Origin of the sequence: Sphingosinicella rhizophila (assembly GCF_032378825.1) — a bacterium.
In the GTDB taxonomy this organism is placed as follows: domain Bacteria; phylum Pseudomonadota; class Alphaproteobacteria; order Sphingomonadales; family Sphingomonadaceae; genus Allosphingosinicella; species Allosphingosinicella rhizophila.
The window spans coordinates 58,979-83,404 of the sequence record NZ_JAVUPU010000011.1; the positions used below are offsets into that span (position 1 = coordinate 58,979).

Sequence of the window (24,426 nt, forward strand, 5' to 3'; positions counted from 1 at the left end):
CGTCACACAAACGCGCCGATCATCCCCTGTCCGGCAATCACATCGAATTCGGCATTGGGCGGTACATCAGAAGCGCGCCCTCAGCTCGATGCCCCAGGTCGAAGGGATGTTGCGCCTGATATAGGTGCTGCCCAGGAAGTCGAAGCCGCCGGTCAAATAGCGCTCGCCGGTGATGTTGCGCCCCCAGGCGAACAGGCCGAGCGAGCCGTCCGAGCGTTCGACGCCGATCCTGGCATTGATCAATGCATGGGAACGCGTCCTGAAGTCGGGATCATTGTCGTTGGTGACGAAGCTGCTGGACCGGAAGGTCACTTCGGCGCGGCTGTAGAGCGCCCAGTCGGTCGTCAGCTGCGGCGTGAATTCCGCCGAGGCGCTGCCGCTCCAGCGCGGCGCCTCGGGCAGGCGGTTGCCGCTATTGTCGATGCCCGCCAGCGGATCCTCGAATGTCCCGTAGGTGGCATCGGCATAACCGAGCGCACCGCTCAATCTCAGATCGCGCAGCGGCCGCGCGACGATTTCCGCCTCGACACCCTTGGAGCTTGCCGTCGCGGCGTTGCTGGTGAGGAAGTTGACCCCGTTGAAGACCTGTTCCTGCTTGTCCCGGAAATCCATGATGAAACCGGCCAGGCTGAACTGGACCGCGCCACGTGCAAGCGAGCCCTTGATGCCGATTTCATAAAGGTCGGCAAATTCGGATTCGAAGCGGAGCGAGCCAGGATCGGGGCTGGCCGATACGGTAGTATCGAACCCGCCCGCTTTGTAGCCGCGCGAATAGCGCAGATAGGAAGTGAGATCCGGCGTCCATTTATAGCTGATCGTCGCATCCCCCGACAAAGCGCCGTCGCGATAATATTGCCGCTGCGCCGGCACGTCGGCGCCGAACAGATAGATGAGCCCCAGCGGCACGCCCGGCGCGAGGAAGAAGGGCGTCACGACCTGCTCGTAATCGAGGTGCTTGCGCTCCCAGCTGTAGCGCAGGCCGCCATTGAGTATGATGCGGTCGGTCGCCTGCCAGGTCGCCGATGCGAACAAGGCATAGGATTTGCCCGCGATATGGGAGGTGGTGACGATGCTTTCCTGATAGCCGGAGATCGGCGCCTGGCCGATCGCCAGCAGGGCGTCCGACCCCAATTGGGCATTGGTATTCCCGTCCAGGTTCAGCGACGAATAATAAGCGCCGAAGATGTAGCCGAGCGGCCCCGCATTGTCGCTCGACAGGCGAAGCTCCTGGCTGAAGAATTCGAATTCCTCGGGCGCGCCGGTCGAAAGCACGTCCAGCGCGGTATAATCCTGGTCGTTGAAGCGCCGATAGCGCGCATCCTGATATCCGGTCACCGATGTCAGGACATGGCCGCCAAGATCGAGATTGGCGCGCACCGATCCCGTTACGAGCTCGCGGCTTTCGGCGTTGATCTCGTTGGAGGCGATGGAATCGTTGACGCCATCCTCGAAGGCGGCGAACGGACCCTGCAAGACTTCATTATTGCCGGTCGCGCCCTTGTCCTTCGAATAATCCAGGGTCGCCGTGATGTCGAAGCCTGCCGACGGCTCGACCCGCAGCTTGCCGCGAAGCGCCCATATGTCCTCGCCGGCCAGGTCGCGATGGCCCGGCGTGCGATCTTCGAACCAGCCGTCGCGCTTGATGCGGGCGGCGCTCAGGCGGAAGCCGGCATGTTCGCCGATCGGCGCCGAAGCGGCCGCGCGAAGCTGCATCAGATCGAAGCGGCCATAGGTCGCATCGGCGGCTGCGGTGAGGCGGTCGTCGGGATCGGCGGTGACGATGTTGATGACGCCGGCGATCGTGTTGCGTCCGAACAATGTGCCCTGCGGCCCGCGCAGCACCTCGATCCGCGCTATGTCCAGCGCCGCCTGGCTGAACGCCGTCGGACGGGGAAGATAGACTTCGTCCACATAGACGCCGACCGCCGATTCGATCCCGAAATTGTTGGTGGATGAGGAAAGGCCGCGCACGGTGATACCGACGCCGCCGATGCTGCTCGATGTGAACTGCACGTTGGGAAGCGACGCGAAGGCATCCTCGATTCGGACGGCCGATTGATCGGCCAGCGCCTCCGCGCTCAGCACCGAGATGGAGATGGGCACATCCTGGAGCGACTCCTCGCGCTTCCGGGCGGTCACGACGATATCACCCTCCTGGAAGTCGCCCGCCAGGCTGGCGCCGGTATCCGCCGCCTGATCGTCGTGAGCCATGGCCGGCATCGCCGCGAGCGCCGCCGCGCACATTCCCGCCGTACCGAGCGCTCCGATCCTCAACCTTCCCATCCCCAATCTCCCCTTGCTTGAAACTTGTATTTAAATTCAAGTTTTGATTGATGCAATGGCTTTTTCGGCGCACAGCGATCAGGGTGAGATGGTGGGAAGGCCGATGAAGACATTGCACATCCTGGTTTGCGCCCTGCTGGCCCTGGCGCCCATCGCGGCGGTACAGGCTAAGGATGGCCCGGCTGAGGCTGGCGCGGAAATCGCCCGGCCGCAGGGCTGGAGTGACAAATCCTATTATCTGGCGATGAAGGACAGCACCCGCATCGCGATCAGCCTCTATTGGCCGGGCGGCCAGCCGCCGTCCGCCCCTGCTCCCGCCATATTGTTCCAGACCCGCTACGGGCGTGCCGGCCACTTCTCGAACAAGGCGGGCGGCGATCCGCAGCGCTGGCGCGACGCCGGCTATGTCGTCGCCGTGATCGACACGCGCGGATCGACCGCCTCTTTCGGGCCGCGCGACGTCGATATCGGCCCGGACGAGGTTGCCGACATGGACGCGATCATCGCCCATCTCGCCGGCCAATCCTGGTCGAACGGAGAGGTGATCGGCGCAGGCGTCTCCTATATGGCCGACACCGCCGACTGGGCGACCAGCCGCGCCGCCCCCGCTTTGATCGCGGCCGTCCCGCGTCAGGCGGATTTCGACGCCTGGGCGCATCTCTTTTTCCCGGGCGGCGTCCGCAACGATTACATGCTGTCCGGCTGGGGCAGTTATACGCGCGAGATCGATCTTGGCCGCGACGGCCGCGACCGGGGGCTGGATTGCCGGTTGAGGGTCGGCGACTGCCCCGAGCTCTTCCCGATCCTGCAGCCGGTCGACGAGGATAGCGATTATGACCTCGTCAGAGCGGCTTTGAGCGGCCGGCGCCATTGGGGACCGGACGATTATAGGGCGACCGACTTCCGCGACGAGCCCGGGCTCAATGGATACAGCTTGTTCGATTCTTCCCCCGCCGCCGCGCTCGACGCGATCCGCCGCGAGAGGAAGCCGGTCCAATATTGGGGATCCTGGATGGACGGCGGCACGGCCGAAGCGGCGCTCGCCCGCTACCGCTCCGCGCCCGAAGTGCCGATGGAAATCTGGATCACCGGCAACAATCACGGCCATCAGGTGGGCGCCGATCCGCTCCTGCCGGCTCGCAGGCGGCCGGTCCCGAGCGAGGAGGAGCAGTTCGCGCGCAACAGGGATTTCGTCGAGCGCGTGCGGCGCGGGGAAAGGATCGGACGCGAGATCAATTATTACGTGCTGGGCGCCGGCACCTTCAGGAAAACCGCGTCCTGGCCGCCTGCGAATGTCTCCAGGGAATTTCTGGCATTCACCTCCGGCAATCGGCTGTCGGCGCGACCGGCCGCCGGCATCGACCGCACCGACGTGGACTTCACCGCCACCACCGGCAAGGCGACACGCTGGACGACCCAGTTCGGAACTCCGCCCGATTATCCCGATCGGCGGAACGAGGACCGCAAATTGCTGGTCTATGACGGGCCGCCCATGACGCAGGACATGGAACTGGTCGGCACGCCGGTCGTCACGCTCCACATCGCCGCCCGCACCACCGATCCGGCCTTCTTCGTCTATTTGGAGGATGTCGCGCCGGACGGGCGCGTCTCCTATCTGACCGAGGGAACCTTTCGCGCGATCCACCGCAAGCCGGCCGATCCCGCGGACTTGCCCTACGACCAGGGACCGGCGCCGCACAGCTTCGCGAAGGCGGACGCCATGAACGTCGTGCCGGGCAAGCTCATGAGGATCGAGTTCGCCTTGTGGCCCGTCGCGGCCCGCATCGCCAAGGGACACCGTCTGCGCGTCGCCATCGGTGGCGCCGATGCCGATACGTTCCGCCGTCATTCCAAGGGGCAGGCGGAAACCTTTTCCATCCATCGCGGCGGCACCAAAGCGAGCGGCATTGCGATCACCACCCGTCCCTGGACCGGTTAGACATGGATTGAGCCTGTCACATCAATCCGCATGCCTTGCGGATGGCGAGCTGGACCGGCGACGGCGGCAAGGCCGGATCGAATTCCCCTCTCGGCAGCAGCGGCGGCTGCGCCATGAATCTGGGCTGTTTCCCCCTGTGCCCTTGTGCGGCATGCACGAGGAACGGGTGACACAGATAGACGGTCCCTGCCGCCCCAGTCGCCAGCGCGACCTCGCAATTTTCGGACGACACATAGCCATCCGCCGAAAGCCGCCGCAGCGTCGCGCCCGCTTCCCCATAAGGAAGCAATTCCCGCGCGACGACGGCGTGCGAGCCTTTCCGGATCCGCGCCGGCGCATCGTCCGGCCCGACGTCCGACAGCAGGAAGAGCATCAACAATGCCCTTCCTTTGCTCATCACATTGGCGCGCCACTCCATGAAATCGGGATTGTCGTCGCCAAAGCTCATATCCACGTGCCAGCCCTCGTCCCCCGGTGCGTCTCGCGACGGGAAGCGGATCGGAAAGGTCCCGAGACCCGAAGGCGCGCGCCAGCGGCCTTTCCCGGCGAGCTGGTCATAAGCCTCGTGAAGGACCGGCGTGTTGGCCGCTTCCACGAAGGGACGAGAGGCCTTGGACGCCACCCGGATGACCGGACGGCACCAGTCTTCGGACCGGCGCGGCGACAGGCCGATATCCGCCCATAATTCGCGCCTGCATTGCTCGGCGAGCATGGCGCTGAAACCATTTTCGATTTTGACGAAACCGTCGTCGACGAATTCCCGGACCTGACGGGACGTCAGGCCGATCTGTTCGATATTGGGCATTTGTTGCATTCTCCGCTCGGCCATCGCGTCCGCAAATGTCTGGACCATGGCCGTTTCGATCTGGCCGGCGCGGCTGCGCCGTGACGATTGAGGTCGCTCAGATCAGCGGGAAGAATGTGGACGTGAACATGGCTGAGGGAATCCAAGGTTCGGATTGATAGTCGCTTAAACCGAGCCGAACCACGGAATCAAGAGAGGGGCGACCAGGGTGGGCAGGAAGCGCCCCCGTCACTTACCGGGTCTGATTTCGAGCGGCGACCGGCCCTCCCCCCCACATTCTGTCTTCCTGTTCCTAGGCTGCTTTCGCGGGCCGCCACGCGCCGAAGACGAAGCGGAGCCCGCGCGAAAAGGCAGCCCCGGGAATGGATTCATGGGTTTCCTCGGGCAGATCGATGACCAGGAGGTCCAGGCTCTCATTGCTTCGCGAGGCCAGCTTTGCGGCGAATTCCGGCATCAGCTCCACCATCCTCGGCCATCCATATATTTTGACCGCCTCGAGAAACGCGTCGAAGCGGGATTTCATCTCCCCCTCGACGGCCTGGCCCAGCCGTTCGACCATGGCGCGCTGGAGCTCCAATGTCTCGAGACCGCCGGCGGCGACGAACACCTTGGCGGCGAGATCGTCGTGACGATCCGCATAAGCCTGTTCCCATCGCCACATCTCATAATCGTTCCACCACCAGGACGGGCTTATGATGACGTAGCGCTGGAACAGTTCCGGCTGGTTGAACAGGATCCAGGACGGAAACAGGCCGCCGAGCGAGTTGCCGAGCAAGGTCGCGTCGCCCGGATCGACCGGATAGGCGGCTTCGATCGCCGGTTTCAATTCGTCGCGGAGGAAGGCCAGGAAGGCCGGACCGCCGCCGGGTGCGCCTTTCTCCCCGTCCCGGCTGACCGTATTCAGCCCCAGCATCGCCCTTTCGAGCGCGCCGCCGGCGTCGGGTGTCAGGTCGCGATAGCGATGCACCACATCCTTTTCGAAGAAACTCTCGTCGCCCGCATAGCCGATGCCCACGACATAGACCGGCGGCAGCTGGCCGAGCGCGCTCAGCACCTGGCATTGCGCGTGGACCATGGCGAAGCCGAGCTTGCCGTCCAGGACATAGATGACAGGATATTTCTGCCCTTGATCCGCTTCCGCGCCACCGACGAACGGCGACGCCGGCCCGCCGACGAAGATCCGGTAGGATTCCCCATTGGCGCTTGCCTCCATCTCGTGAAAGCGGCTGTCATAGAGGCCGGCCATCGGCACGGCCGGACCAAGATCGACTCTCATCTCAATCTCCCGAATCAGTGAATGAATGTTCATTCACTGATTGCAGATCTTCCGCGGCCTGGCAAGGGAATGAATGATCGTTCATTGCCTGGCTGGGCCGGCGGGGATAGAAGCGGCGACGGACCTGGAGGGCGAATGGCGGCGAAAGGCAGGCGGACGGAAACGCCGGAGGTGCGGCGAGCCCAGGTGCTGGATGCGGCCAAAAGCTGTTTCCGCGACAAGGGTATCCATCCGACCAGGATGGTGGACATCGCCGAGCGTGCCGGGATCAGCGTCGGCCTCGTCTACCGCTATTTTCCCAGCAAGAAAGCGGTGATCGAGGAGATCGTCCGGGATGACTTCACCCGCCAACGCGAATTTTTCGAGACGCTCTTCGCTGCCCATCCCGACGATCCGATCGCCGCGATCGAGGCGGGTACAGCCGATTTTGCGCGGTCGGCGCTGGACCGGGATCGCACCATCCTGATGATGGAGATCGCGTCGGAGGTCGCCCGCAATCCCGACATGCGGGCCTGCGACGCCGAGACGCGCCAGCAGGTATATGATCTGTTCCGCGCGCAACTCAAAAAGGGTGCGCGCAGGATGGACAAGGCCGAGGCCGAGGCGCGGGTACAGCTGCTCGGCGCCCTGGTGACGGGGCTCGGCATCCAGCTCGCCATCCAGACCGGCTCGCCCAATCCGGCCCTGTTCGGGATCATGGACGAGGTCGTGAAGAATATCCTCAGTCCGGAGCCGCGCCCCTCTGTCTGACAAAGCCCGTCTGCCTGACAAGGCCCGTCTTCCTGACAATGCCCGCCTGCCTGACAGAGAGTGTCGGGACGGCGGCGGGGGGATGCCGCACGCCCCGAACCCGGGCTATCAGAAGATGATGGCGACGATGATCAGAAGCAGGATGAGGCCGCCGACGCTGATACCGATGGTGCGATTCATATGATGGGTCTCCTGGAACTTGTTCCGCTCTAACCCGCGTCGATACGTTTCCGTTCCGAACATATTACAGCGCTGCGGGAGATCGCCGTCTCTGCCTCTTACCGAACTGCGTCCGGCATTCCGGGTGCGGCATCGGGCGCCATCAGGCTCTATTCAAAGCCGCATCATCCCGCGCCGCGGTTCGCGCACGCCGACGCTCGTCTCCGCAAGCGGAGCGCCTGCCGCCAGCAATGCCTGCCGGCGCCCCGCCGGATTGGTGCTGAGCTGCGCCTGTTCGAACTTCAGGAAGCGATCGAAACAATCCTGGGCAAGCGTGCGTGCGACGAAGGAGGCCGTGATCGGCCAGCGTCCGGCATCGACCGTGAACCCGGCATGCTCTCCGTTCCGGAAGAAAGTGGCGAGGGCGATGTCGGCCAGGCCGATCGCGCCGAACAGGAAGCCATGCTCCGGCAGCTGGCCTTCCAGATAGTCGAGCGCCTTGGGCAGATCTTCGGTCAGCACCTGGTTGACACGCTTCGTATCGGTGGGCTCGTTCCAGACGAGCGGCCGCACGATCTTCTGGTAGAACAGGCCCCAGATGAAGAGGTCGCCCAGGCGGGTGTCGGCATATTCCTCCAGCCAGCGGGCACGGGCGCGATCGGCCGGCGCTTCCGGCAGCAGTTTGTGGCCGGGATAGGCTTCGTCCAGATAGGCGCAGATGACCGACGAATCGGTCAGGACCAGATCGCCGTCGATCAGGACGGGAATGCGGCGCAGCGGGCTGAGCCGATCGAATTCGTCGCCGCCGAAAAAAGGCGTGATCGGATCGATCTCATAATCCTCGAGCCCCTTGAGAACCATGCAGGCCAGCACCTTGCGCACATAGGGACTGGCATAGCTTCCGATGATCTTCATCCTTCCACCCACTCCTATTCCGCCGCAGCCGCCGTCAGCGGATCCGCCGGCCGCCAGACCGCCTTCGCCACGCGCAGGAAATTGCCGCCCAATATGCCCGTCAGATCCTCGTCCGAATAATTCATGGCGAGCAGCCGGTCGGCGATTTCGCCGATCCGTTCCGGTTCCACCATGCGAAGGCCCGCACCGACATCATAGCCGAGCCCGTCCGGAAAGGTGCCCTTCATCTTCCTGATATAATCGTCCAACTCTTCGATATCGAACACATAATCGAGACCGATCCCGACATGGCGGGCGCCGACCAGATTGACGACATGGTCGATGTGGCGAACATAGGTATCGGTGCTGTTGTCGTTGTCGCCGAGGAAGATGCCGATCCCGTTGAGGCCGACGACACCGTCCGTAGCGGCGCAGGCCCGGATCATCTCGTCGGTGATGTTCCGGGGATGATCGTGCAGCGCCCGTGGATTGGAATGGGAAAAGATGACCGGCTTCCGGCTATAGGTCAGCACGTCCATAGCCGTCCGGTACCCGGTATGGGTGCAGCAGGCGACCATGCCCACCCGCCCCATTTCGTCGATCACCTTGCGGCCGAATTCGGTCAGCCCGCCATCTTCGTCCTGGCAGCCGCCGCCGACGCGATTGTTGCGATTATACGCCATCAGCATCCATCGCACGCCGAGATCATAATAGAATTGGATCATGCTCAATTGATCGGCGATGCCGTTGGCCCCTTCGAGGTTGAAGCCGACGGCTAGCCGGCCGCTCGCACGCGCGCGCTCGATATCCTCGACCGTTTCGATGATCAGGTAGCGATCGGTCCGCGACGACAGCCAGTGGCGGAAGTGGGCGAGCACCCGCACATGCTCCTCGATCCCCTGCTCGCCGAATCCGACATTGAGCAGGATGACGTTCACGCCGGCGGCGCGGTAGCGTTCGAGCTGCGGGAGGAAATCCTCATCGAACGGACGCAGCGGCATGCAGCCATGATTGTCCCAGACGAGATTCGAGGAAATGAGACTGGCGGCGTCGGTCATGTCGATTCCATTCATTGCTGTATGCGCCGTTGATGGCACATTTGCCCCGGCCGGGAAAAGAGCGCCGCCGATTTTCGTGCCGGACGCGGCCGACGCTCCCCTTCAAGCCGGTAAGAGCGGCTCGTTCCGGTGCCGACCGGCAATCCGTCCACTGGGCCCGGAACATGCGCATTGCCGCCCGTCCAACGGCTTCGGCAAGATGATCGGCATCGACTATTGATCGCCAGGGCCGATCATGACTAGTTGCGCGCCACGCAACGGGGGATCATGATGGGACGGCTGGAGCGCGCTTTCAATATTTCGGACCTGCGCCGGCTCGCGCGCAAGCGGCTGCCGCGGCCGATCTTCGACTATATCGACGGTGGCGCCGACGACGAATGGACGTTGAAGCGCAATCATGACGCCTTTGCCGATTATGAGCTGCTCCCCGACGTTCTGATCGACACGTCGAGCATTCGCTCCGAGACCACCCTGTTCGGCCAGAAGATCGCCTGGCCGCTCATATTGTCGCCAACCGGCCTCACCCGCATGTTCCACGACGATGCCGAACTGGCGGTGGCGCGGGCGGCGGCGCGCCATGGCCTGATGTATAGCCTGTCGACGCTCGGCACGACGCGGCTCGAGGCGCTGGCCGAATCCTTTGCCGGGCCCAAGGCGTTCCAGATCTACATCTTCAAGGATCGCGGCCTCACCGCCGAGTTCATCGGCCGGTGCCGCGAGGCCGGCTATCATGCGCTGATGCTGACGGTCGATACGCCGGTCGCCGGCAATCGCGAGCGCGACCGCTTCAACGGCCTGTCGATCCCGCCCAGGCTGACACTCAAATCCATGCTGAGCTTCGCCATGAAGCCGAGCTGGTCGCTGCCGGCGCTCACCGGCAACAAGTTCGATTTCGCCAATGTCAGCCACAAGGTCGATGCGCTGGCCGGCAGGCAGATGAGCCTGTTCGATTATATTGGCGGCCAGTTCGACCGGACGCTGACCTGGCGCGACGTCGAATGGCTGGCCAAGGAGTGGAACGGGCCGCTGTCCATCAAGGGCGTGATGGCGCCGCAGGACGCCAAGCATGCGATCGCATCCGGCGCAACCAGCATCATGATCTCCAACCATGGCGGCCGCCAGCTCGACGGCGCCCCTGCCCCGGTCGACCAGATCGCGCCGATCCGCGACGCGATCGGCGACAGCGGCGAGATCGTCTGCGACGGCGGCATCCGCCGCGGCTCCGACGTCGTCAAGGCGCTTGCTCTGGGCGCAAATGCCTGCTCGATCGGTCGCCCCTATCTCTACGGCCTCGCCGCCGGCGGCGAGGCCGGCGTGCACAGGGCGCTAGGCCTGCTGCACGAGGAATTCGAGCGGACCATGGTATTGGCCGGGGTCAATGATGTCGCGAAGCTGGAACGGCGGCATATTCGGATGCGTAGCTGGCTCAGTTGGGCTGAAGATGGCGTCGTCATAGGGAAATGACAGGCACCGGGACCGGCGGACATCCGGTCAGCCGGCGAGATGATCCTTATACTGGTCGCGCAACACCTTTTTGTCGATCTTGCCGGTCGCGGTCAGCGGAACCGGCGCGAACAGGATCGCATCGGGCATCCACCATTTGACGATGCGGGTCGAAAGGTAATCGCGCACATCGGCCTCGCCGATCGCGGCGTCTTCATGCGTTTCGATGACCAGCACCGGCCGCTCTTCCCACTTCGGATGGAACACGCCCACCACCGCCGCGATCCGCACGCCGGGACAGGCGACGGCGATATTTTCGAGATCGATCGAGCTGATCCATTCGCCGCCCGATTTGATCACGTCCTTCTTCCTGTCGGTGATCCGCATGAAGCCGAAGCGGTCGATGGTGGCGATGTCGCCGGTGTCGAACCAGCCTGCTGCGTCCACTGCATCCTCTTCGGCCCGGTAATAGCGCCGCACGCACCATGGACCCCGCACCAGCAGGGCGCCCGAGGATTCGCCGTCATGCGGCAGCTCGGTCCCTTCCTCATCGACGATCTTGAGCTCGATCCCGAACTGGAGCCGGCCCTGGCGGGTCCAGATCACCTCGTCGAGATAGGCCTCGCCCTCGGCGGCCAGTTTCGGGGTCGGCGTGGCGATGACGCCGATCGGCGCGGTCTCGGTCATTCCCCAGATCTGCCGTACCGTCACGCCGAATTGCCGCTGAAAGGTCTCCGCCATGGCGCGCGGCACAGCCGAACCGCCGATCACCAGGCGCTGGAGCGTCCCGGCATCCTCGCCCTGCTGCTCCAGATAGGAGAGATACATGGTCCAGATGGTCGGGACGCCGCCCGAAAAGGTGACCCCTTCGGCCTTGACGAGCTCATGCAGGCCGGCGCCGTCCATCCGGTTGCCGGGCAGGACGAGCTTGCAGCCATTGATCGGCGCGATGAAGGGCAGGCCCCAGGCGGTCGCATGGTAGAGGGACTGGCACGGCATGATCACGTCGAAGGCCGAAAAGCCGAGCGCGCCGTTCAGGCCGCCGATCATCGCGTGGAGGACCACGGCGCGATGGCTGTAGAGGACGCCCTTGGGATCGCCGGTGGTGCCGGACGTGTAGCAGAGGAAGGCTGCGCTGTTCTCGTCGAAAGTCGGCCATTCATAGCCATCCTCCTGGGCCGCCAGCAGCGATTCATAACTGATCGCCGCGATCGCGCCTGACTGGAGGCGTTCGGGCGGCGCAAGCGCCACATAATGGTCGACGGCACCCAGATGCGGACGGAGCCTTTCCACCAGATCCAGCATGTCCGCATCGAACAGCAACACCCGGCTCCCGGCATGATTGATGGTGTAGGCGATCTGTGCCTCGGACAAGCGCGGATTGGCGGTGTGAAGCACGGCGCCCATCCCGGTGACGCCGTAGAACAGTTCGAGATGACGGTGGGTGTTCCAGGCCAACGAGGTGACCCTGTCCCCCGGGCCGATGCCCAGGGCCGCCAGCGCCCTGGCCGCCCGCCCGGCCCGCTTTTCCATCGCCGCATAATCGTAACGCCAGATCGGCTCGTCGACGAGCCGCGAGACGATTTCGCGTTCGGGATGCGCGGTGGCCGCAAACCTGCAGATACCGCTGATCAGTAGCGGGGTCGTCTGCATCAATCCGGGCAGCATATCCTTCCTTTCGTCGCTGTCTTGGCGCCACTGAAACCTGTCTGGCGTCATTTGTCGAGCATGGCGAGATCGGTAGGCCCGCCGCCGCCCGAAACATTCTTCGGCGGGTTCCTTCATGGAGAACCGCTTTGGTGCTTCGACGGAGCAGGGAATGCCGGCCTGACGAGCATCCGACTTTTTGTCCGGGCGAACTTGCATCGCCGCTTTTGCCCGCTACGGCTGCATCATGGCCTCGCATCCCAGCCGCCTCGGACCGGCCGATATCTTCGTGGCGCTGGTGATGAACCTGCTCTGGGGCCTGAACATCATCGCCATCAAAATGTCCGTCGACCAGGTTCCGCCGACGACGGCGGCCTTCCTGCGCCTGTCCATCGTCTTCCTCGTCTGCCTTCCCTGGCTGCGGATCGTACCCGGCAGGATGCGCGCATTGCTTTTGCTCGGCCTGCTTACCGGCTGCCTTTTCTTCCTGGTCATCAACCTGTCGCTGATGGTCGCGACCAATGTCGGAGTCCTCGCCATCGCCGGGCAGCTCGGCGTTCCATTCTCGATGCTGGCCGCGGTCATCGTCCTCAAGGAACAGATTCACGTCCTCCGCATCGCAGGGGTCGCATTGTCGCTGGCCGGCGTCGGGATACTGGCCTTCGATCCGGCGGTGGCCAATGAGATTCCCGGAGTCGCGCTGACCATATTGTCCAGCATCATCTGGGCCGGCGCATCGCTGATCCAGCGATCGCTGAAGGGTGTTCCGGTATTGACCATCTATGCCTGGATCGGCCTGGTCGGCATGGTCGGGCTCAGCCTCTCGGCGCTCCTGATCGAACCGGCCGGAATCGCTTCGATCCCCGATTTGCCGCCCGCCGTCTTCGGCTGGATCGCATTTTCCGCGATCGGTTCGAGCGTGATCGGCCACGGTTCGATGTCCTGGCTGCTGCAGCGACACCCGATTTCCCAGGTCATGCCCCTGACCCTCGCCGCACCGGTCATGTCGGTCGCGGCAGCCTCGCTCTTCTTCGGAACGCCGCTGACGCCGATCATGATCCTCGGCGGTCTGATCGCGCTTTCGGGCGTCGCGATCGTCACCATCCGCACCGCGAAGGTCGCCAAGAAGGAGCGGCCGCCGCAGGTGCTCTGAAGGTCCGGCGGGACGGGCGATTGTCAGTCCCGCATTGCGCCGTCTATCGTGCCGGCAAGGGAGAGAATGATGCTGAAAATCTCGGTTGCCCGGTGCGCGCTTTCGATCGCCCTCGTCGCGCCCGGTTTCGGCGCGGCAAACCCTGCCGCGGCGCAAGATCGAAATATGCCTGCGGCGAGCCAGGACGCCCAAGCGGCGCCGGCCGAAGTCTCCATTCCGAACACGCGGCGGATCGTCTTCACGTCCAAGGTCAACGGGCATCGCTATCAGATCGACGTCGCGCTCCCACACGCGCCGCCGCCGCCTCTGGGTTATCCGGTCCTCTACGTGCTCGACGGCTATGCCTATTTCGCATCCGCCACCGAGGCTGCGCGCGGCAATGGCAATGCCCCCAATGCCATCGTCGTCGGCATCGGCTATCCGAACGATCCTGCATTCATCGCGGACGTGAAGGCCCGGCACGGGCCGCCTCCGCCTTATGCCGCGTCGCTGGCGCCTTTCCATGCTGCCGTCAGCGTGGAGCGGCAGCTTGATCTGAGCCTGCCGGCCAGCCAGGAGATTCTCGATGGGCAGAGCCTGCCCGGCTTCGGCATCAGCAAGCCGTCCGATGTCGGAGGAATTGGCGATTTTCTGAAGACGATCGAGACGGAGGTGAAGCCCCGCGTCGCCGCCTTGGCGAAGGTCGACACGACGAACCAGGCCTTGTTCGGCCATTCGCTCGGTGGCCTGGCCGTGCTACAGGCGCTGTTCACCCAACCCGATGCCTTCAAGACCTTCATCGCGGCCAGCCCTTCGATATGGTGGGCCGACAATGCGGTGCTGGCCGGCGAGGCAGACTTCGCGGCCAAGGTCGAATCCGGCGCCATCCATCCCCGCGTGCTGGTAACGATCGGAGACGGCGAAGAGGATGTGCCCAAACTGCCCGCGTCGATGGGCGTGTCGCAGCAGCAGGTCGAAGCCCTGATCAGGAAATCGCGCATGATCGGCAATGCCTGCGATCTGGTCACCCGCCTCAAGGCCATGAAGGGAAAGCCGCCCTACGAGGTGGGCGATTGCGCGATCTTCAAGGACCAGCATCACGGCATCTCGCCCTGGCCCGCGATCGGCCTGGCGATCAGCTTCGCCTTTCCGCCGCTCGGATGATGCCCGTCGCTCCGGGCGGAGCCGCGCGGTTACAGGCTCCGTCAAAGCCTTCCGTTCGACCGGCCTCCGCCACGGCTCGTCCACCTGCTACCGAGAGAAAGTCCGTTTTCGTTGCGCATCCGGGTTGAACCGACGCGCACGGCGCTCGTTGAGCCGCCTGACGCGCCTTCGGTTGCATTACCAGGAAGGAGGCGCGCAAGGAGACGTGAACATGAAGATCCTCATCGCCGCAGCAGCCTTGTCGCTGAGCGGCATCGCCCTTGCCCAGACCACGCCCGCCGAAGAACCCATGGCCGAGGACCAGATGGCCCAGCCGAGCGGCGAGACGGTGGACGATCCGTCCCAGGCCACCGGCCCGGCCGGCATCACCCAGCAGAACACCGATCCCGACGGCCAGGCCGTTGCGCCGCCAGGCGTCAACCAGGGCATGCAGCCGGTCGGCATGGTCGATCGGAATGCGCTCACGCCGCGTGCCGCGACCATGGATTATCCGGCATGCTCGCGCACCGTCACGGACAATTGCGTGCAGAAATACGAAAAAGGCCGTCGACCCAATTGATGGCCGCGTGACGGCGGCCCGCCCCTCACCGGGCGGGCCGTCTTCCTGTCGGCCTCCCGCTCAGGGCGTCGGCATCTTGTAAAGGAAACGGACGAACCGATAGCCTCGGTGAAAATCGTCGCTCTGGAAGGCGATCCTGTTCCCGTCCTTGCGTTCGATCATCGGGATCTGCTCCGCATTGGCGGCAAGCGCCGCAGAGGAAAGTTCCATTTCGAACCGGGTGGGCGATTTCGGTACGAGTGGCCCCACCTCCTTGCGATTGGCAAGGGCGCGGGCGACGCCGCTTCGGATCGCCATCTGGGCTTCCTCCGGCCGCAACGAGCGGGCGGCGGTCGTGCCGATGGCCTGCTTGACGGCGACGCCCTCGATCTGCGGCACGAGCTTGCGCATCTCCTCGACGACGACCTGATCGCCCGACACCAGCACGACCGGCACGCCGACGAAACCGGCCGCATAGGCGTTCAGCCCGCCTTCGCCGACCGACATGCCATTGACGCGAAGATCGCGCACGCTGCCGCTGCCAGTGTGCGCGAGCACGCCCTCCGCACTGCCCGCCTTGGCGTGATAGCCGATGAAAACCGCCGCATCGAAGCTGCGATCGAGTCCCTGCACCATGCCCAACGGCTTGATATTGCTGCTGATCAACTGGGCCGGCGCGAGCAGGTCCTCGATCATCAAATTGCGCATGCTGCCATGGGAATCATTGACCAATATCTCCGTGGCGCCGGCATCCAGGGCCCCCTGGATCGCCGCATTCGCCTCGGCCGTCATCACCCGCCGAAACCGTTCATAATCGCCATTGCCGTCCGATGCCTGTCTGGAATCGACGACGCCGGCAACGCCTTCCATGTCGACCGAGATGTAGACTTTGAGCCCGTCCGGCTCCGCCGCGTGGGCGGTAAAACTTGCGGTCGCACAAGCGATCAATCCAATGAGCCAGCGATGATCCTTCATATTCTCTCTCCTGACCGTCCGGACGGGCCTTTTTCTGCGCATGGGCCAGCCTAACCGCCAGGCAGCCTCGTTCAACAACGTTTCTCTTCTCTGCTTATAACCATAAGCTATGGGCTTGAGACCGGGATGTTGACGGACACCGCCGCAGTACGGAAAGACTCGTCGTGCAAGATCGCTATGTTCCCGACGGTGCGCATTGGGTGGCCGACCGCCCCGCTGGGTGCAGGGTTTCAATATTCGTCGTGAAGCTGCAGCCAGTTCATGGTGCCGCCAGTCTCGTTCCGGCCCTTCGGGGCGAGATCGAGCCAGTTGAAGGCGCCCATCAGCAATTCCGTGCCGCGATGATAGGTCGAATATGTGTGGAAGACGGTGCCATCTTCGTTTTTCGCGAACAGGCTGGCTCCGAACATGTCCGGGCTGTTGCTGATCACCGTGCCGTAATTGTAGATGGCGCGGCCATTGGCCCGGTCGTCCGCCGGGAAATAGACGCCGAAATCATAGTTGAAATCGCTGTCGTGGGAAGAAAGCCAAGGGAAGGTCCAGCCCATCCGGCTTTTAACTTTTTCTAGCTGCTCGATCGGTGCACGGGAAATGGCCGCGAAGGCGAGATCGGCATGTTCGAAATGCTGCCGCGCTGCGTCGATATGATCCGCGGTAAAGGCGCAGCCCGCGCAGACATGGTCCGATCCCGGCGCCAGCATGAAATGATAGATGGCGAGCTGGTTGCGATCGCCGAACAGGTCCACGAGCGAGCGCCTGCCCTCCGGACCGTCGAACGCATAATCCTTGTCGATCCGCACCCAGGGCAGCTGCCGCCGTTCGGCACGAAGCGCATCGAGCTTGTGCGTCATGTCGCGTTCCTTGACCAGCAAGGCCTTGCGCGCCTCGAGCCATTCCTCGCGGGTCGTGATTTTGTGGATCATCTTCATTCTCCTTGATTGCGAGGCGTGGATGAAGTGCATTGCTGCCGGCGGCCGGACGTCAGCCTCAGCCAAAGCGGCAGATGGAAGAGGGCCATCAGAAGATACATGACCGTCATCCCGGCCAACGGCGCCGCGCCAGCGTGCGGCGCACATATTGGCGGCGCATCGAGGGCCGCGACAGCGGCCATTTTTGCGAAGGTGGGTGAAGCGGCCAGGCCGAGCCAGGCGCCGGCACTCCGGCTCGGCCCTGCCCCGAGCCTTGCTTCCGGCCGGGCAAACCCGTTCTCCTTGTCTGGCGCCATGACCATGTTCATGTTCGCCTCCGGTTCCACGGCCGGACTGTCCGGCCGCCGGTTCGCCTGTAAGTCGGACCGTCAAAAGCGCGGGAGTGACAATATTGGCGCGATTTGAGATCCGATGGACTCGCTGATCGGTGCCGCCGCCCATGCGCTGGCGGCGGGCGATCCGCTGGCCGCGCTTAAGCGTGTCGCCTTGCGCGACGATCCGCCGGCCCTGGCCTTGCGCGGCATTGCCATGGCGCAGCTCGGCGACCTTGCCCGCGCGAAAATCCTGTTGCGCGCCGCGGCGCGCGGCTTCGGCCCCGGAGAAGCCACTGCCCGCGCGCGATGCCAGGTCGCCGAGGCGGAGATCGCGCTCGTGTCGCGCGATCTGGGCACCCATATGGAGACGCTCGGCACCGCACGTGCGACGCTCGACGCGCAGGGCGATCATGCCAATGCGGCCCATGCCGCCTATCTGGAGGCCCGCCGCCTGCTGTTGATCGGCCGTATCGACCAGGCCGAGCAAAGGCTGGGCAAGATCGATCCGGCCATCCTGCCGCTGGCGTCGAGAACCGGCTATTGGTTGGTCGGCGCGGGCATCGCGATGCGGCGCATCCGGATCGGGCCGGCCCGCGAAGCGATCGCCCGCGCCGGGCGGGCCGCGGCCGAAGCCGGCATCCCCGCCCTTGCCGCGGAAGTGAGGGCGGCATCGCGCTCCCTTGAGGCTCCCGCCGCCCGACTGATCACCCGCGACGACACGCGCTTGGTCGGCTTGGGCGAAGTGGAGGCGCTGATCGGATCGAACATTCTATTGATCGATGCCTGCCGCAACGCGGTTCGCGCCGGTGCGGCGGTGGTGCCGCTCGCGAGTCGCCCGGTCCTGTTCGCGCTCGTCCGCGCGCTGGCCGAAGCATGGCCGGGCGATGCGAGCCGACCGGCCTTGCTGGAGCGCGCTTTCCGCGCCCGGGACGCGGATGAATCGCACCGCGCCCGGCTGCGCGTGGAGATCGGGCGGCTCCGCACGGCGCTCCGGCCCCTGGCGAAAGTGGCGGCAACCAGGAACGGCTTCGTGCTTGTGCCAAATCGTGCGGCGCGTGTCGTCGTGCTGGCACCGCCGGTCGAGGGGCCGCATGACGCGGTGCTGGCGCTGCTCGCCGATGGCGAATCCTGGTCGAGCTCGGCGCTGGCGCTGGCGCTCGATGTCAGCGCGCGTTCCGTCCAGCGCGCGCTCGAAGCCCTGGCGGCCGCGGGCAAGGTCGATCGCGTCGGCCGCGGCCGCGCCTGCCGCTGGATGGCGGCGAACGTGCCCGGATTCCCGACAAGCTTGTTACTCCCGGGCCCGCTCCTGCGGGGCTAGGGTGAAATGACCAGCATGGGAGCATGGCATGAAAGAACAAGCAGCAGAAATCATCCGCGAATATGGCCCCTTTCCGGGCATTACGGACGTGGCTGGGGTCAGTCATGACGGCGAGCGCGTCTGGTTCGCTTCCGGCGACCGGCTGAATGCACTCGATCCGGGGAGCGGCGAGATCGTCGGCGGCATCGACGTGCCGGCCCATGCCGGCACCGCTTATGATGGCCGCTACCTCTTCCAGATCGCCGAGGCCGTGATCCGCAAGGTGGATCCCCGGACCGGCGCCGTGATCGCCACTATTCCCGCCCCAGGCAATGGCGGCGATTCCGGGATGGCCTGGGCCGAAGGCTCGCTCTGGGTCGGCGAATATCGCGCGCGCAAGATCCATCAGATCGATGCCGACACCGGCGCCATCATCCGCACCATCGATTCCGACCGCTTCGTCACCGGCGTCACCTGGGCCGATGGCGCCTTGTGGCATGCCACCTGGCAGGAGGATCAAAGCGACGTCCGCCGCATCGATCCGGCCACGGGTGAAGTCCTCGAACGGCTGCGGATGCCGCCCGGCGCCGGCGTGTCCGGCCTGGAATCGGACGATGGCGACCTCTTTTTCTGCGGCGGCGGCGGCAGCGGCAAGGTCACGGCGATCCGCCGGCCGACGACGATCGCCGAGACCGGGTGAGGAAGAGAACATCGTCGCCCTATTAGGGTCCTAAATGTTTAGGCGATGATTCACGCTTCAGATTGATTCAATCTGAAACGATCAAGGTCTACGAAGCTCCGAGATAGGCAGCGAGGCGCAGCATGTCGGCAAAGATGCCGCCCGCCGTCACTTCCGGACCCGCGCCAGGCCCCTGCACGATCAGCGGATTGGGCGTATAGCGGCTGGTCTGGAACTGGACCATATTGTCGGTGAAATGGAGTCGCGCCAGCGCGTGGCTGTCGGGCACGGACTGGAGGCGAACGGTCGCCCGCTCGTCCCTGTCGATGGAGCCGACGAAGCGGAGCTTCTCCCCCTTCGCCTTCGCCTCGTCGAACAAGGCCGTGATCTGGCTGTCATGGTCGCGTAGCCGTTCCAGGAACGTATCGACCGAACCTTCCTCCAGCCCAGGCGGCACGAGACCCTGCAACTCCACGTCCTCCAACTCGGTGCGGAGCCCCATTTCGCGCGCCAGGATCACGACCTTGCGGGCGACGTCCATCCCGGACAGATCGTCGCGTGGATCGGGTTCGGTGAAGCCCTTCGCGCGGGCCTCGGCGACGACTTCGGAAAAAGGCCGGCTGCCGTCGAACGAATTGAACAGATAGGAAAGCGTTCCCGACAGCACGCCTTCGATCCGCACCACCTCGTCGCCGGTCTGGATCAGGTCGCGCAACGTCTGCAGCACCGGCAGCCCGGCGCCCACCGTCGTCTCGTAGAGATAATGGGCATTGCTCTCGCGGCTCGCGCGGCGGAGCTGCTCGAAATAGGCGAAATCGGCCGAACCCGCTTTCTTGTTCGGGGTGACGATATGGATGCCGCGCTTCAGCCAGTCGACATATTGCCGGGCCAGCGCCTCGCTGGACGTGCAATCGATGATCATGCTGTGCGGCAGGGAATCCGTCTGCACGTGGCCGAGGAAGCGTTCGAGGTCGAACGGCTCGCCGCCTTCCGCGCGGTCGCGCCAGTCGGTGAGGTCGATCCTCCGATCGTCCAGCCGCATCGTCCGCGTGTTGGCGATCGCCCGGACGCGCAGGTCGATGCCCAGTTCCTCCCGGATCGCCGCCAGGCGCGCTGCCAGCTGATCGAGCAGCACGCCGCCGACAGTCCCGATGCCGAGCAGGCCGACGGAAATGCTCTGGGCGGACAGATAGAGGCCGGAATGGGCAGCGCGCAGCGCGCGGATACGGTCCGACCGCTCGACCACCACGGATATGTTCCGCTCCGATGAACCCTGGGCGATGGCGCGGATGTTGACGCCGGCCTTGCCGAGCGCGCCGAAGAAGCGGGCGGCGACGCCGGGATGGCCGGCCATGCCGTCGCCAACTACCGCAAGCAGGGTACAGTCGGGATCGACCTCGATCGTCTGGATCGTGCCATGGTGGCGTTCCAGCATGAAGGCGGCCTCGACCACCGGTTTGACCCGGCCGGCGTCGGCGGCGGGCACGACCACGCAGATCGACCGGCGCGAACTCCCCTGCGAAACCATCAGGGTGGAGATATTGGCCTCGCGAAGCGCGTGGAAAAGCCGGTCCGTCATGCCCGCCACGGCAGCGAGGCCCGAACCCTCCACGTTGACGAGGGCCACCGATTCCACGGTCGAAAGGCCCTTCACCCTCTGTGATGTGCCGGACACATGGATGCGGGTGCCCTGCCCGCCGGCATTGAAGCTGTTGCGGATCCAGACCGGGATTGCCCGTTCGATCACCGGGCCCATGGTCGCCGGGTGGATGAACTTGGCGCCGTAATAAGCGAGTTCGCTTGCTTCCGGGTAGGAAATGGCTTCGAGCAACACCGCGTCGGGAACGAGACGCGGATCGGCGCTCATCACGCCATCGACGTCGCTCCAGATATGCACCTCCTCGGCCTCCAGCAGGGCGGCGAAGATGGACGCGGTATAGTCGCTGCCGTTGCGGCCCAAGGTCGCCGGAACGCCTTCGCGGGTCGAGGCGATGAATCCCGTCACCACCAATATGTCGCTGGTCGCCGGATGGCTTTCCCGCCAGGCGCCGAGACGTTCGCGGCAATCGTCCCACAGGATTTCCGGAACGCCGCCGCCATTGGGGGCCACGACCAGGACTTCGCGAGCGTCCATCCAGTCGCCGGCGACGGCCTGCACGCGAAGCAGGCCGGCCAGCAATTGCGCCGACCAGGTCTCGCCATAGCCGGCGACCATGTCGAAGGTGCCACGGCTGGCATCGCGCAGGATCCAGGCGGCGCGGAGGACGTCGTTCAGATCCTCGAAGTCGCGCTCGAACCGGTCTACCAGGATCGCGGCATCGTCCTCGGGCAGCAATTCCCTGGCGGCCCGGACATGGGTTGTTTGCAGTCCGGCCAGTTGCTCCCGATAGGACGGGTCGCGCGCAACTGCCGCCTCGACCACGGCGCACAGGCCGTCGGTGACGCCTGCAATCGCCGACACCACCACGATCGAGGGCCGAGCCGCCGCGGCGACGATCGTCGCTGCGCGTCGGAAGCCCGCCGCATCGGCGAGACTGGTGCCGCCGAATTTATGGATGATCATGAAAGGAGGCCCGCATGGGCCATGGCCGCCTCTATCTCCTTGCGGACGCCGGGCGTCACCTTGACGAGCGGCTTGCGGATATCCTCGGCCATCCGCCCCAGCCGATGGAGCGCGAACTTGGCGCCGGCGGGGTTGGGCTCCAGGAACAAGGCGCGGTGAAGCGGCATCAGCCTGTCCTGGTAGGATAAGGCCTTGGCGTAATCGCCGGCGGCGCAGGCGGCCTGGAATTCGGCGCAGAGCCGCGGCGCGACATTGGCGGTGACCGATATGCAGCCATGGCCGCCATGGGCCATATAACCAAGCGCCGTCGCATCTTCGCCGGACAGCAGGTTGAAGCCGGTGCCGCAGGCCATGCGCTCCAGCGAGGGCCGCGCCAGATTCATGGTGGCGTCCTTGATGCCGACGACGTTGGTGCAATCCGCGTGGATGCGCTTCAGCGTCTCGACGGAAATGTCGACCACGCTGCGCGGCGGGATATTGTAGACGATGATAGGAATGCCGACGGCGGCGTCGATCTCCAGGAAATGCTGGTATAGCCCTTCCTGGCTAGGCTTGTTGTAATAAGGCGCGACGATCAGCAGGCCGTCGGCGCCGGCCGCCTCCGCATGGCGCGACATCTCCACCGCTTCGTCGGTACTGTTCGATCCCGCCCCGGCAATCACTGGGACACGCCCCGCCACGGCCTCGATAACCAGAGTCACGACCCGGCGATGCTCTTCATGGCTGAGCGTCGGCGATTCCCCGGTCGTACCGCACGGCACCAAGCCGCTCGACCCTTCCGCGATCTGCCATTCGACCAATTCGCCAAGCGCCTTTTCGTCGACGCCTCCGTCGCGGAACGGCGTGACCAAGGCGGTGATGGACCCTGTGAACATTGAAACTCCCCTCTCGGCCAATGGCGAAGCGGCGCCATCGATTCCCGGCGCGCCTAGTAACGACAGCTTCGCCCTTTGGGAAACGGGACAGGCGGGACCTTTGTACCGAATCTCCCATTTTCCTGCACGAATGCAAGGAAGCGGTGCTGGAAGCCGCAGGCAGCTGGCAAGCGGGCATGGGCGCCCCTCCCGGCGACACGCTTGTGAATCCAGGGGCTTCAAGGGCATGAACGAGCCGTGAGCAGATATTCGTCAAAGACCGTCCATCGCTTCGGCGATTTCGTCCTGGACGAGTGCGAGAAGCAGCTTTGGCGGGGCGAACAGCGGATTGCGATCAGCCCACGTTATTTCGATGCGCTTTCGCTCCTCGTGCGCAATCCCGATACGCTCGTCACCAAGGATCGCTTCTTCGCGGAGGTTTGGAGCGGCCTGACAGTCGGCGACGAGGCGCTCACCCAGTGCATCAAGACCTTGCGCCAGGCGCTTGGAGACCGGCATCGCGACCCCGACTTCATCGTGACAGTGCCCAAATATGGCTATCGCTTCATCGCGCCGGTCCATGCGGAGGCCGGCCTCGCGGACAGTCCCTCCGCAAGCAGGACTTCCCCGCAAGCCGGACTTTCGATCTCATTCGGCCCGACGCTGGCGGGAACGCTGGGCGGCGGCGCGGCCGGGGCGCTGGGCGGGCTGGTCTATGGGTTGGGCGCGGTCGACAGTGGCGGCAACGCGGCTTCCACCTTGTTCGTGTTGATGGCTTTAACCGCTCTGGTCGGGCTCCTCGGCGGGCTCGGCATAAGCTTCGGCCTGGCGGGCGCCAGCCTTGTCCTGCGACGGGAATGGGTCTTCAGTATCGTCGGGGCGGCTCTGGGCGGCTTCCTTGTCGGGACGGGTTTCAACATCATCGGCGCCGACAGCCTCTATCTCCTGCTCGGCCACGTCCCCGCGGACTTCACCGGGGGAATCGAGGGCGCCGTGCTGGGTGCGGCACTGGCTATGGGCGCGCGCCTGGGCGGAGGCCTCGCCGCGACCGGCTGGCGGCCGGCGCTAACGGCCGGGGCCGCCGGCGCCGCGGCCGGAATCCTCATCTCGCTCGCCGGCGGCAAATTGATGGGCGGGAGCCTCGGAGCCCTCACCGCCGCGTTCGACCAGTCCCGCCTGAGTTTCGACGCGATCGGCCGGCTGGCTGGTGAACCCACATTCGGTCCCGTCGCACAGATGCTGGCCGCAGGCGCGGAGGGTTTCCTGTTCAGCCTCGGCGTCGTCGGTGCGATCCTGGCCTGGCACAGGCTCCGGAAGACTCAGTCCTAGCCGAAGCCAATTCGGTCCTATTGCCAAGCTTCCATGATTCTACTATTCTCGAATCATGGATACGAATATCGCGCTGGACTGCTTTGCCGCTCTTTCCCAGGCTACCCGTCTCGAGACGTTTCGATTGCTGGTGCGTCACGAACCGGAAGGTCTCGCGGCGGGTGACATCGCCCGGATGCTCCAGGTCCCGGCGAATACGATGTCGACGCACCTGGCGATTCTGGCGCGGACAGGCCTGATCGGCTCGAAGCGGGAGAGCCGTTCGATCGTCTATCGCGTCGATCTGGACCGCATCCGGGCACTGATGCTCTTCCTGATCAAGGATTGCTGCGAGGGCCGATCCGAACTCTGCCAACCCCTTGCCGACGAACTGCTCGCCTGCCGGGCTTGATGAAGGA

General features: G+C 64.7%; 23 protein-coding genes. 11 read left to right on the forward strand and 12 right to left on the reverse strand.

What is annotated here, in order from left to right; genetic code table 11:
• Positions 1 to 66: 66 nt before the first annotated feature.
• Positions 67 to 2,283, reverse strand: coding sequence for a TonB-dependent receptor (locus RQX22_RS17315; protein WP_315728156.1), 2,217 nt, complete (start codon positions 2,281 to 2,283; stop codon positions 67 to 69).
• 103 nt (positions 2,284 to 2,386) lie between these two features.
• Here RQX22_RS17315 and RQX22_RS17320 point away from each other — a divergent pair, with 103 nt between their 5' ends.
• Complete coding sequence (locus RQX22_RS17320; protein ID WP_315728157.1) at positions 2,387 to 4,222, forward strand: CocE/NonD family hydrolase; 1,836 nt, start codon at positions 2,387 to 2,389, stop codon at positions 4,220 to 4,222.
• Positions 4,223 to 4,238: 16 nt separating this feature from the next.
• On the opposite strand, the gene RQX22_RS17325 is transcribed toward RQX22_RS17320, so the two are convergent.
• Together RQX22_RS17325 and RQX22_RS17330 are read right to left on the reverse strand one after the other, a co-directional pair.
• Positions 4,239 to 5,027 carry a phytanoyl-CoA dioxygenase family protein gene (locus RQX22_RS17325; RefSeq protein WP_315728159.1) on the reverse strand — a complete coding sequence of 263 codons (789 nt, stop codon included), beginning with the start codon at positions 5,025 to 5,027 and terminating at the stop codon, positions 4,239 to 4,241.
• A gap of 292 nt (positions 5,028 to 5,319) precedes the next feature.
• On the reverse strand, positions 5,320 to 6,303 hold the full coding sequence (locus RQX22_RS17330; protein WP_315728161.1) for an alpha/beta hydrolase: 984 nt from the start codon (positions 6,301 to 6,303) through the stop codon (positions 5,320 to 5,322).
• 135 nt (positions 6,304 to 6,438) lie between these two features.
• On the opposite strand from RQX22_RS17330, the gene RQX22_RS17335 reads away from it, so the two are divergent.
• Positions 6,439 to 7,053, forward strand: coding sequence for a TetR/AcrR family transcriptional regulator (locus RQX22_RS17335; protein ID WP_315728163.1), 615 nt, complete (start codon positions 6,439 to 6,441; stop codon positions 7,051 to 7,053).
• Positions 7,054 to 7,161: 108 nt separating this feature from the next.
• On the opposite strand, the gene RQX22_RS17340 is transcribed toward RQX22_RS17335, so the two are convergent.
• The 3 genes from RQX22_RS17340 to RQX22_RS17350 all read right to left on the reverse strand — a co-directional run bounded on the left by RQX22_RS17340 (position 7,162) and on the right by RQX22_RS17350 (position 9,164).
• A complete protein-coding gene (locus RQX22_RS17340) occupies positions 7,162 to 7,296 on the reverse strand; it encodes a hypothetical protein (protein ID WP_315728165.1) in 135 nt (44 codons plus the stop codon).
• A 90-nt stretch (positions 7,297 to 7,386) separates the two neighbouring features.
• Positions 7,387 to 8,127, reverse strand: a complete 741-nt coding sequence (locus tag RQX22_RS17345) for a glutathione S-transferase family protein (protein WP_315728167.1) — start codon at positions 8,125 to 8,127, stop codon at positions 7,387 to 7,389.
• Positions 8,128 to 8,141: 14 nt separating this feature from the next.
• Entirely contained in the window at positions 8,142 to 9,164 is a 1,023-nt protein-coding gene (locus tag RQX22_RS17350; RefSeq protein WP_315728169.1) for a dipeptidase, read from the reverse strand.
• Here RQX22_RS17350 and RQX22_RS17355 point away from each other — a divergent pair.
• Both RQX22_RS17355 and RQX22_RS17360 read left to right on the forward strand, forming a co-directional pair.
• The gene (locus RQX22_RS17355) at positions 9,142 to 9,384 is read left to right on the forward strand and encodes a hypothetical protein (RefSeq protein ID WP_315728171.1); all 243 of its coding nucleotides are present in this window, start codon (positions 9,142 to 9,144) and stop codon (positions 9,382 to 9,384) included. The genes RQX22_RS17350 and RQX22_RS17355 overlap by 23 nt on opposite strands.
• Positions 9,385 to 9,431: 47 nt before the next feature.
• Complete coding sequence (locus tag RQX22_RS17360) at positions 9,432 to 10,628, forward strand: alpha-hydroxy acid oxidase (protein WP_315728173.1); 1,197 nt, start codon at positions 9,432 to 9,434, stop codon at positions 10,626 to 10,628.
• Positions 10,629 to 10,655: 27 nt separating this feature from the next.
• Here the strand turns inward: RQX22_RS17360 and RQX22_RS17365 are convergent, their stop codons facing one another.
• On the reverse strand, positions 10,656 to 12,275 hold the full coding sequence (locus RQX22_RS17365) for a long-chain fatty acid--CoA ligase (protein WP_315728175.1): 1,620 nt from the start codon (positions 12,273 to 12,275) through the stop codon (positions 10,656 to 10,658).
• Positions 12,276 to 12,501: 226 nt separating this feature from the next.
• Between RQX22_RS17365 and RQX22_RS17370 the strand changes: the two genes are divergently transcribed.
• The 3 genes from RQX22_RS17370 (at position 12,502) to RQX22_RS17380 (ending at position 15,109) form a co-directional block, all read left to right on the forward strand.
• Positions 12,502 to 13,407, forward strand: coding sequence for a DMT family transporter (locus RQX22_RS17370; protein WP_315728177.1), 906 nt, complete (start codon positions 12,502 to 12,504; stop codon positions 13,405 to 13,407).
• Positions 13,408 to 13,473: 66 nt separating this feature from the next.
• Positions 13,474 to 14,550 (forward strand): alpha/beta hydrolase, encoded by a 1,077-nt coding sequence (locus RQX22_RS17375; protein ID WP_315728178.1) that lies wholly within the window; start codon positions 13,474 to 13,476, stop codon positions 14,548 to 14,550.
• Between the two features lie 211 nt (positions 14,551 to 14,761).
• Positions 14,762 to 15,109, forward strand: a complete 348-nt coding sequence (locus tag RQX22_RS17380) for a hypothetical protein (protein ID WP_315728180.1) — start codon at positions 14,762 to 14,764, stop codon at positions 15,107 to 15,109.
• 60 nt (positions 15,110 to 15,169) lie between these two features.
• Here the strand turns inward: RQX22_RS17380 and RQX22_RS17385 are convergent, their stop codons facing one another.
• The 3 genes from RQX22_RS17385 to RQX22_RS17395 form a co-directional block, all read right to left on the reverse strand.
• A complete protein-coding gene (locus tag RQX22_RS17385; RefSeq protein WP_315728182.1) occupies positions 15,170 to 16,063 on the reverse strand; it encodes a M55 family metallopeptidase in 894 nt (297 codons plus the stop codon).
• Positions 16,064 to 16,293: 230 nt separating this feature from the next.
• Positions 16,294 to 16,986, reverse strand: coding sequence for a DUF899 domain-containing protein (locus RQX22_RS17390; RefSeq protein WP_315728184.1), 693 nt, complete (start codon positions 16,984 to 16,986; stop codon positions 16,294 to 16,296).
• 2 nt (positions 16,987 to 16,988) lie between these two features.
• Complete coding sequence (locus tag RQX22_RS17395) at positions 16,989 to 17,300, reverse strand: hypothetical protein (protein WP_315728186.1); 312 nt, start codon at positions 17,298 to 17,300, stop codon at positions 16,989 to 16,991.
• Between the two features lie 103 nt (positions 17,301 to 17,403).
• Here RQX22_RS17395 and RQX22_RS17400 point away from each other — a divergent pair, with 103 nt between their 5' ends.
• Together RQX22_RS17400 and RQX22_RS17405 are read left to right on the forward strand one after the other, a co-directional pair.
• A complete protein-coding gene (locus RQX22_RS17400; protein WP_315728188.1) occupies positions 17,404 to 18,624 on the forward strand; it encodes a helix-turn-helix domain-containing protein in 1,221 nt (406 codons plus the stop codon).
• Positions 18,625 to 18,652: 28 nt separating this feature from the next.
• The gene (locus tag RQX22_RS17405) at positions 18,653 to 19,303 is read left to right on the forward strand and encodes a Vgb family protein (RefSeq protein ID WP_315728189.1); all 651 of its coding nucleotides are present in this window, start codon (positions 18,653 to 18,655) and stop codon (positions 19,301 to 19,303) included.
• Between the two features lie 88 nt (positions 19,304 to 19,391).
• Here the strand turns inward: RQX22_RS17405 and thrA are convergent, their stop codons facing one another.
• Positions 19,392 to 21,845 carry a bifunctional aspartate kinase/homoserine dehydrogenase I gene (gene thrA, locus RQX22_RS17410; protein WP_315728191.1) on the reverse strand — a complete coding sequence of 818 codons (2,454 nt, stop codon included), beginning with the start codon at positions 21,843 to 21,845 and terminating at the stop codon, positions 19,392 to 19,394.
• Positions 21,842 to 22,720, reverse strand: a complete 879-nt coding sequence (gene dapA / locus RQX22_RS17415) for a 4-hydroxy-tetrahydrodipicolinate synthase (protein ID WP_315728193.1) — start codon at positions 22,718 to 22,720, stop codon at positions 21,842 to 21,844. The genes thrA and dapA overlap by 4 nt, the downstream gene beginning before the upstream one ends.
• A 237-nt stretch (positions 22,721 to 22,957) precedes the next feature.
• Between dapA and RQX22_RS17420 the strand changes: the two genes are divergently transcribed.
• Positions 22,958 to 24,028 carry a transcriptional regulator gene (locus tag RQX22_RS17420; RefSeq protein WP_315728194.1) on the forward strand — a complete coding sequence of 357 codons (1,071 nt, stop codon included), beginning with the start codon at positions 22,958 to 22,960 and terminating at the stop codon, positions 24,026 to 24,028.
• Between the two features lie 55 nt (positions 24,029 to 24,083).
• On the forward strand, positions 24,084 to 24,419 hold the full coding sequence (locus tag RQX22_RS17425) for an ArsR/SmtB family transcription factor (RefSeq protein ID WP_315728196.1): 336 nt from the start codon (positions 24,084 to 24,086) through the stop codon (positions 24,417 to 24,419).
• The last annotated feature ends 7 nt before the right edge of the window (positions 24,420 to 24,426 follow it).